Origin of the sequence: Mycobacterium sp. E1715, from assembly GCF_001667625.1 — a bacterium.
Classification (GTDB): domain Bacteria; phylum Actinomycetota; class Actinomycetes; order Mycobacteriales; family Mycobacteriaceae; genus Mycobacterium.
The window spans coordinates 1-8,269 of the sequence record NZ_LZJJ01000430.1; the positions used below are offsets into that span (position 1 = coordinate 1).

Annotated in this window: 6 protein-coding genes and 3 pseudogenes; 8 read left to right on the forward strand and 1 reads right to left on the reverse strand. The window is 67.5% G+C overall.

Annotated features, from left to right (window positions below):
• A pseudogene (locus A9X03_RS30475) lies at positions 1-168 on the reverse strand (hypothetical protein); the annotation flags it as partial.
• Between the two features lies 1 nt (position 169).
• Between A9X03_RS30475 and A9X03_RS30480 the strand changes: the two are divergent.
• The 8 genes and pseudogenes from A9X03_RS30480 to nuoN form a co-directional block, all read left to right on the forward strand.
• Positions 170-472 (forward strand): annotated as a pseudogene (locus A9X03_RS30480) (molybdopterin dinucleotide binding domain-containing protein); the annotation flags it as partial.
• Positions 473-483: 11 nt separating this feature from the next.
• Entirely contained in the window at positions 484-1,746 is a 1,263-nt protein-coding gene (gene nuoH / locus A9X03_RS20940; protein WP_068262793.1) for an NADH-quinone oxidoreductase subunit NuoH, read from the forward strand.
• Positions 1,718-2,284 (forward strand): annotated as a pseudogene (nuoI, locus tag A9X03_RS20945) (NADH-quinone oxidoreductase subunit NuoI); the annotation flags it as partial. The gene nuoH and the pseudogene nuoI, both read left to right, overlap by 29 nt.
• A gap of 5 nt (positions 2,285-2,289) precedes the next feature.
• Positions 2,290-3,069 carry an NADH-quinone oxidoreductase subunit J gene (locus A9X03_RS20950; RefSeq protein ID WP_068262787.1) on the forward strand — a complete coding sequence of 260 codons (780 nt, stop codon included), beginning with the start codon at positions 2,290-2,292 and terminating at the stop codon, positions 3,067-3,069.
• On the forward strand, positions 3,066-3,365 hold the full coding sequence (gene nuoK / locus A9X03_RS20955) for an NADH-quinone oxidoreductase subunit NuoK (RefSeq protein ID WP_007168303.1): 300 nt from the start codon (positions 3,066-3,068) through the stop codon (positions 3,363-3,365). The genes A9X03_RS20950 and nuoK overlap by 4 nt, the downstream gene beginning before the upstream one ends.
• Positions 3,366-3,386: 21 nt before the next feature.
• Positions 3,387-5,273, forward strand: coding sequence for an NADH-quinone oxidoreductase subunit L (gene nuoL, locus A9X03_RS20960; RefSeq protein WP_068262790.1), 1,887 nt, complete (start codon positions 3,387-3,389; stop codon positions 5,271-5,273).
• The gene (locus tag A9X03_RS20965) at positions 5,270-6,868 is read left to right on the forward strand and encodes an NADH-quinone oxidoreductase subunit M (RefSeq protein WP_197508433.1); all 1,599 of its coding nucleotides are present in this window, start codon (positions 5,270-5,272) and stop codon (positions 6,866-6,868) included. The genes nuoL and A9X03_RS20965 overlap by 4 nt, the downstream gene beginning before the upstream one ends.
• The coding region (gene nuoN, locus A9X03_RS20970; protein ID WP_067782318.1) for an NADH-quinone oxidoreductase subunit NuoN at positions 6,868-8,269 on the forward strand (1,402 nt) is incomplete at its 3' end. The genes A9X03_RS20965 and nuoN, both read left to right, overlap by 1 nt.

An 8,269-nucleotide genomic window follows, 5' to 3' on the forward strand; every position in this document is an offset into this window, starting at 1 on the left:
TGCGGTGCCGGCCAAATGCGGCTCGCCGTCTTGCGTCCGGCCGTTGTCGAGCAGCATCCGCCAGCCGGTGAGCACGGCTTCACCCGCACCGGGCTGGGTCGGCTCCGGGGTCGCGACGGACGGGCCGGACGCCCAGCCGCCGTCCCAGGTGCCCAGCCCGGCCAGTTCCGTGCTCACCGGCTGGCGGATGCTGCTCGACAACGGCCGGACGCAAGACGGCGAGCCGCATTTGGCCGGCACCGCACGCAAACCCGCGGTTCGGCTGTCGGCAGACACGGCCGCCGAAATCGGCGCCGCCGACGGCGACGCGGTGACCGTCAGCACGCCGCGCGGATCGATCAGCCTGCCGCTGATCATCACCGACATGCCCGACCGGGTGGTGTGGCTTCCGCTGAACTCGCCGGGTTGCGCCGTGCACCGGCAGCTGGGCGTAAGCCTGGGCAGCACAGTGAAAATCGGAGTGGGATCATGACGACGAGCTCCTTGTCCGCATTCGGGCACGACACCTGGTGGCTGGTGCTGGGCAAGGCGCTGGCCATCTTCGTGTTCCTCATGCTCAACGTGCTGGTCGCGATCCTGCTGGAACGCAAGATCCTGGGCTGGATGCAGCTGCGGCCCGGTCCCAACCGGGCGGGACCGTGGGGCACGCTGCAAAGCCTCGCCGACGGAATCAAGTTGGCGCTCAAGGAAACCATCACCCCCGGCGGTGTCGACAAGTTCGTCTACTTCGCGGCTCCGGTCATCTCGACGATCCCGGCGTTCACCGCGTTCGCGTTCATCCCCTTCGGCCCGGTGGTGTCGGTGTTCGGCCACCGCACCCCGCTTCAGCTGACCGACCTGCCGGTCGCGGTGCTGTTCATTCTCGGGCTGTCGGCCATCGGGGTGTACGGCATCGTGCTGGGCGGCTGGGCATCCGGGTCCACCTACCCGCTGCTGGGCGGCGTGCGCTCCACCGCCCAGGTCATCTCCTACGAGGTGGCGATGGGGCTGTCGTTCGCGGCGGTGTTCCTCTTCGCCGGTTCGATGTCCACGTCGGAGATCGTCGCCGCGCAGGACCGGGTCTGGTACGTGTTCCTGCTGCTGCCGTCGTTCGTGATCTACCTGATCTCGATGGTCGGTGAAACCAACCGGGCCCCATTCGATTTGCCCGAGGCCGAGGGCGAACTGGTCGCCGGCTTCCACACCGAGTATTCGTCGCTGAAGTTCGCGATGTTCATGCTCGCCGAGTACGTCAACATGATGACGGTGTCGTCGCTGGCCACCGCGTTGTTCTTCGGAGGCTGGCACGCGCCCTGGCCGATCAACATGTGGGCGGGCGCCAACACCGGGTGGTGGCCGGTGCTCTGGTTCACCGCCAAGATGTGGACCTTCCTGTTCATCTACTTCTGGCTGCGGGCCTCGCTGCCCCGGCTGCGCTACGACCAGTTCATGGCGCTGGGCTGGAAGCTGCTGATCCCCGCCTCACTGGTCTGGGTGTTGATCGCGGCCGTGATTCGGACCATGCAGAACCAGGGGTATGCGCATTGGACCCCGGTGCTGGTGGTCAGCAGCATCGTGTTCGCGACGGCACTGGTGCTGTTGTTGCGAAAACCGTTCGCCACGCCGGGTATTCGCGCGCTGGAGCGACAGCTCCGCCGCCAGGCCAAACAGCTGCCTGCCGGACAGACCTCCACACCCGTATTCCCGACACCGCCGCTGCCGATGAAGTCCCTGGCGGCCGCGAGCAAGGAGAAAGCACGTGGCTAAGTTCCTAGACGCCGTCGCCGGATTCGGCGTGACGTTCGGATCGATGTTCAAGAAGAACGTCACCGAGGAGTATCCGGAGAAGCCGGGCCCGGTGGCGCCGCGCTATCACGGCCGTCACCAGCTCAACCGGTACCCGGACGGTCTGGAGAAGTGCATCGGGTGCGAGTTGTGCGCGTGGGCCTGCCCGGCCGACGCGATCTACGTCGAGGGCGCGGACAACACCGAGGAGCTCAGGTATTCGCCCGGAGAACGGTACGGACGGGTCTATCAGATCAACTACCTGCGCTGCATCGGTTGCGGCCTCTGCATCGAGGCCTGCCCGACCCGCGCGCTGACGATGACCAACGACTACGAGATGGCCGACGACAACCGCGCCGACCTGATCTACGAGAAGGACCGGCTGCTGGCTCCCCTGCTGCCCGACATGACCGCGCCGCCGCACCCGCGCGCGCCCGGTGCCACCGACAAGGACTACTACCAGGGCAACGTCACCGCGGACGGCCTCAAGGAGACCGAGAAGGCCGGGGAATCCCGGTGACTGGAGTGACAAGCCAGCTCCTGGCCTCCGACACCATCGTGCGCACCTCCACCGGTGAAGCGGTGGCGTTCTGGGTGCTGGGCGCGCTCGCGCTGATCGGCGCGATCGGGGTGGTGCTCGCGGTCAACGCCGTGTACTCAGCGATGTTCCTGGCGATGACCATGATCATCCTGGCGGTGTTCTACATGATCCAGGACGCGCTGTTCTTGGGTGTCGTCCAGGTCGTCGTCTACACCGGCGCGGTGATGATGCTGTTCTTGTTCGTGCTGATGCTGATCGGCGTGGACTCCGCGGAATCCCTGAAGGAAACGCTGCACGGTCAGCGCATCGCCGCGGTCCTGGCCGGGATCGGCTTCGGCGTTCTGCTGATCGCGGCGATCGGCACCGCCGCGACCGTCGGCTTCGCGGGCCTGACCACCGCCAACGCCAACGGCAACGTGGAAGGGCTTGCGGCGCTGATCTTCTCACGGTACGTCTGGGCGTTCGAACTCACCAGCGCGCTGCTGATCACCGCGGCCATCGGCGCGATGGTGCTGGCCCACCGCGAACGCTTCGAGCGCCGCAAGACGCAGCGGGAGCTGTCGCAGGAGCGGTTCCAGCCCGGCGGGCACCCGACCCCGATGCCCAGCCCGGGCGTCTACGCGCGCCACAACGCCGTCGACGTGGCAGCGCTGCTGCCGGACGGGTCGTACTCGGAGCTGTCGGTGTCGCCGATCCTGCGCAGCCGCGGCGCCGACGGAAAGGCAACCCCCTCCCGCCAGGCGATCAAAGGTGGCACCTCGTGAATCCGGCCAATTACCTTTACCTTTCGGCCCTGCTGTTCACCATCGGAGCCTCGGGTGTGCTGTTGCGACGCAACGCCATCGTGATGTTCATGTGCGTCGAGCTGATGCTGAACGCGGTCAACCTGGCCTTTGTCACGTTCGCACGGATGCACGGCCACCTGGACGGCCAGATGATCGCGTTCTTCACGATGGTGGTGGCCGCGTGCGAGGTCGTCGTCGGGCTGGCCATCATCATGACGATTTTCCGTGCCCGCAAATCGGCGTCGGTGGACGACGCGAACCTACTCAAAGGCTGACATCGCCAATATGGGGCCAACATGACTCACTACACCTGGCTGCTGGTGGCGCTGCCGCTGGCGGGTGCCGCGATCCTGTTGTTCGGCGGCCGACGCACCGACGCCTGGGGCCACTGGCTGGGCTGCGCCACCGCGCTCGCGGCGTTCGGCGTCGGCCTGAGCCTGCTGAGCGAGCTGCTCGGCCGCGGCGCCGAGGACCGGGTCATCCACCAGACGGTGTTCACCTGGATCCCGGTCGGCCAACTGCAGGTGGACCTCGGCCTGCAAATCGACCAGCTGTCGGTGTGTTTCGTGCTGCTGATCTCGGGAGTCGGGTCGCTCATCCACATCTATTCGGTCGCCTACATGGCCGAAGACCCGGACCGGCGAAGGTTTTTCGGCTACCTCAACCTGTTCCTGGCCTCGATGCTGTTGCTGGTGGTCGCCGACAACTACGTGGTGCTCTACGTCGGCTGGGAAGGCGTGGGCCTGGCCTCCTACCTGCTGATCGGGTTCTGGTACCACAAGCCAACGGCGGCCACGGCCGCCAAGAAGGCCTTCGTGATGAACCGCGTCGGGGACGCCGGGCTGGCGCTGGGAATGTTCTTGATGTTCAGCACCTTCGGCACGCTGTCCTACGCCGGGGTGTTCGCCGGGCCGCCCGCCGCGGGCCGCGGGGCGCTGACGGCGATGGGCTTGCTGCTGCTGTTGGGCGCCTGCGCCAAGTCCGCGCAGGTGCCGCTGCAGGCCTGGCTGGGTGACGCGATGGAGGGCCCCACCCCGGTGTCCGCGCTGATCCACGCCGCCACCATGGTGACCGCCGGCGTCTACCTGATCGTGCGGTCCAACCCGCTGTACAACCTGGCGCCCGACGCGCAAACCGCGGTCGTGATCGTCGGCGCCGTCACGTTGCTGCTCGGCGCGTTCATCGGCTGCGCCAAGGACGACATCAAGCGCGCGCTCGCGGCATCCACGATGAGCCAGATCGGCTACATGGTGCTGGCCGCAGGGCTGGGCCCGGCCGGCTACGCGTTCGCGATCATGCACCTGCTCACCCACGGGTTCTTCAAGGCCGGGTTGTTCCTCGGCTCCGGCGCCGTGATCCACGCCATGCACGAGGAACAGGACATGCGCCGCTACGGCGGCCTGCGCGCGGCGCTACCGATCACCTTTGCCACCTTCGGTCTCGGCTATCTGGCGATCATCGGCGTGCCGCCGTTCGCGGGCTTCTTCTCCAAGGACGCGATCATCGAGGCCGCGCTGGGCGCCGGCGACGCGCGCGGTTACGTGCTGGGCGGGGCCGCGCTGCTGGGCGCGGGCGTCACCGCGTTCTACATGACGCGCGTGATGCTGATGACCTTCTTCGGCAAAAAGCGTTGGGGCCCAGGCATTCATCCCCACGAGGCCCCCGCCCTGATGACCTGGCCGATGATTCTGCTCGCCGTCGGCTCGGTGTTCTCGGGTGGGCTGCTGGCGTGGCGGGGCACCTTGGCGCGCTGGCTCGAGCCGGTCGTCGGGAAACACGAAGAGGTCACCCACGCCTTCCCGGTGTGGGTCAACACCGCCCTGGCGCTGGGCGTCGTCGCCATCGGGATCGCGGTGGCCTACCGGTTGTACGCCAAAGCGGAAATCCCCCGGGTGGCCCCGCTTTCCGTGTCGCCGGTCACGACGGCCGCGCGCAGGGACTTCTACGGCGACGCCTTCAACGAGGAGGTGTTCATGCGCCCCGGAGCCGAACTGACCCAGGCGCTCGTCGACGTCGACAACGCGGGCGTCGACGGCTCGGTGAACGCACTGGCCGCGCTGGTGGGCCGGACTTCGAATCGCCTGCGGGGGCTGCAAACCGGCTTCGCCCGCAACTACGCATTGTCGATGCTGACGGGCGCGGTCCTGGTGATCGCGCTGATCCTGGCGGTGAAACTGTGGTGAACAACCTTCCGTGGCTGAGCGTCCTGTGGCTGGTGCCGCTGGCCGGCTCGGTGCTCGTCATCCTCCTGCCGCCGGGGCTGCGCCGGCTCGCCAAGTGGACGGGCCTGGTCTTCGGCGTCCTGACGCTGGCCGTCGCGATCGTCGTCACCCTGGGCTTCAAGTCCGGTGGCAGCACGTACCAATTCGTCGAAAGCCATTCCTGGATCCCGGCATTCGGTGCCACCTATTCCCTGGGCGTGGACGGCATCGCCGTGGTGCTGGTGCTGCTCACCGCGGTGCTGATCCCGGTGTTGCAGGTGGCCGGCTGGAACGACGGGGACGGTGACGACCCGTCACGAAGCGGCGGGCGCAGCCCCCGCGGCGTGCACGCCTACGTCGCTCTGACGCTGGCCATCGAGTCGATGGTGCTGATCTCCGTGGTCGCCCTCGACGTGCTGCTGTTCTACGTGTTCTTCGAGGCCATGCTCATCCCGATGTACTTCCTGATCGGAGGCTTCGGGAGCGGTCCGGGCAGGTCACGCGCGGCGGTGAAGTTCTTGCTGTACAACCTGTTCGGCGGGCTGATCATGCTGGCCGCGGTGATCGGGCTGTACGTGGTGACCGCGCAGCACGGTTCGGGCACCTTCGACTTCCGCGAGATCGTGGCCGGCGTCGCCTCCGGTCGCTACGGCGCCGACTCCGCGGTGTTCAAGGCGCTGTTCCTGGGCTTCATGTTCGCGTTCGCCATCAAGGCGCCGCTGTGGCCCTTCCACCGCTGGCTGCCCGATGCCGCGGTCGAGGCCACCCCCGCGACCGCGGTGCTGATGATGGCCGTGATGGACAAGGTCGGCACCTTCGGCATGCTGCGTTACTGCCTGCAGCTGTTCCCGGGCGCCTCAACGTATTTCCGCCCCCTCATCATCGTGCTGGCTGTCATCGGCGTCATCTACGGGGCGATCGTGGCCATCGGGCAGACGGACGTCATGCGCCTGATCGCCTACACCTCGATCTCCCACTTCGGGTTCATCATCCTGGGCATCTTCGTGATGACGAGCCAGGGGCAGAGCGGGTCGACGCTGTACATGCTCAACCACGGCCTGTCCACGGCGGCGGTGTTCCTGATCGCGGGATTCCTGATATCCCGGCACGGCAGCCGCAAGATCGCCGATTACGGCGGGGTGCAGAAGGTGGCGCCCGTCCTGGCGGGCACGTTCCTCGTCTCGGCCATGGCCACCCTGTCGCTGCCCGGCCTGGCACCGTTCATCAGTGAATTCCTGGTGCTGTTGGGCACATTCAACCGGTACTGGCTGGCCGCCGCGTTCGGTGTCACCGCGCTGGTGCTCTCCGCCATCTACATGCTGTGGCTCTACCAGCGCATGATGACGGGGCCGGTGGCCACTGGCAACGAGAAGATCGTCGACCTGCGGGCGCGCGAATTGGTCGTGGTTGCACCGTTGATCGCGCTGCTGTTCGTGCTCGGGGTCTACCCGAAGCCGGTGCTCGACATCATCAACCCCGCCGTCGAGAGCACCATGACCACGATCGGCCAGCACGACCCCGCGCCGAGCGTGCCGGCCGTCAACCGCGCACCCCGGACAGCCGAAGGACCGCGATGATGACCCTCCCCACCCCGAGCATCGAGTACTTCCTGCTGTGCCCGACACTGATCGTGTTCGGCGTCGCGGTGGTGGGAGTCCTCGCGGAAGCGTTCCTGCCCAGGCGGATCCGTTATGGCGCACAGGTGACCCTGGCCCTGGCCGGCCTGGTCGCGGCATTCCTCGCGACCGTGGAGGTGGCCGAGTCGATCCCGGCCTCCGGCCGCGCGACGGTGCTGGGCGCCATGGCCGTCGACCGAACCACCCTCTACCTGCAGGGCACGGTGCTGCTGGTCGCGGTGCTGGCGGTGATCTTCATCGCCGAACGCACGCAAGCCAAGGCGGAGAGCAAGGTTGCCGCGGGTGTGGGAGTCGCCCGCCCGGCCGGCCTCGACTCGTTCACCCCGCAGGCCTCCGCGATTCCCGGCAGCGACGCCGAGCGGGACGCGGAGCGGGCCGGGGCCGCGCAGACGGAGCTGTTCCCGCTGTTGATGCTGTCCGTCGGCGGCATGATGGTGTTCCCGGCGTCCAACGACCTGTTGACGATGTTTGTTGCCCTGGAAGTGCTTTCGCTGCCCCTTTACCTCATGTGCGGCCTGGCCCGGCATCGGCGCCTGCTGTCGCAAGAGGCGGCGATGAAGTACTTCCTGCTGGGCGCGTTCTCCTCGGCGTTCTTCCTCTACGGCGTGGCGCTGCTCTACGGCGCGACCGGCACGCTGCTGCTGACCGGCATCCGGGACGCGCTGGCGGCGCACGGAGACACCTCGATGGCGCTCGTGGGCGTTGCGCTGCTGGCGGTCGGCCTGCTGTTCAAAGTGGGTGCGGTGCCATTCCATTCGTGGATTCCGGACGTCTACCAGGGCGCGCCGACCCCCATCACCGGGTTCATGGCGGCGGCTACCAAGGTCTCGGCCTTCGGCGCGCTGCTGCGGGTGGTCTATGTCGCGCTGCCGCCGCTGCACGATCAGTGGCGGCCGGTGCTGTGGACCATCTCGATCCTCACCATGGCGGTGGGCACCATCACGGCGGTGAACCAGACCGACGTCAAGCGCATGCTGGCCTATTCGTCGGTCGCCCACGTCGGGTTCATCCTCACCGGCGTCATCGCCGACAACCAGGCGGGCCTCTCGTCCACACTGTTCTACCTCCTGGCCTACAGCTTTTCCACCGTCGGCGCGTTCGCCATCGTCGGCCTGATCCGCGACGCCGACGGCGTCGAGGACGCCACCCTGGCGCACTGGGCCGGGCTCGGCCAGCGCTCACCCATTGTGGGCGTGATGTTTTCGATGTTCCTGCTGGCCTTCGCCGGCATCCCGCTGACGAGCGGCTTCGTCAGCAAGCTCGCCGTGTTCAAGGCCGCAGCCCAGGGTGGCGCGGCGCCGCTGGTGATCGTCGGTGTCGTCGCCAGCGGCATCGCCGCCT